Below are 452 nucleotides of genomic sequence, written 5' to 3' on the forward strand. Positions count from 1 at the left end.
AATCTTTCAGGTAAGGCAATCAAGCACTTAATCAAATCTGATGGGAGTGAATTTAATCCTAAGATATTGCCAAACTGACCGATCACGATGGTGATGGCTACGCCATTCAAAAGCCCTTGCAAAATAGGCTGAGAAAGAAAATCGGCAAAGATGGCGAGCCGAAAGCGGCCGGCAATGACGCACCAAAACCCAGTCATTATTGTCATGGCAATAGCCATTTGCCAGACAGTGTCTTGATTGCCAAGAGCAAGAGGGGCCACTGCCGCCGTAATGACGGCACAGGTCGCGGCATCTGGGCCAACGATCAATTGCCTTGATGTACCAAACAATGCATAAACAATCATGGGTAAAATGCAGGCATACAGCCCGACAACAGCATTGATCCCCATTAACTCGGCGTAAGCAATGGCGACCGGTAATGCGACAGCTGCGACTGAAAGCCCTGAACGAAC

General features: G+C 48.7%; 1 protein-coding gene. It reads right to left on the minus strand.

The features are described from left to right. Positions 1 to 452, minus strand: a 452-nt coding sequence (locus FTA96_RS19095; RefSeq protein WP_145574585.1) for a SulP family inorganic anion transporter, incomplete at both ends; no start/stop codon positions are given.

The organism is Yersinia alsatica (assembly GCF_902170305.1).
GTDB classification, from domain to species: Bacteria; Pseudomonadota; Gammaproteobacteria; order Enterobacterales; family Enterobacteriaceae; genus Yersinia; species Yersinia alsatica.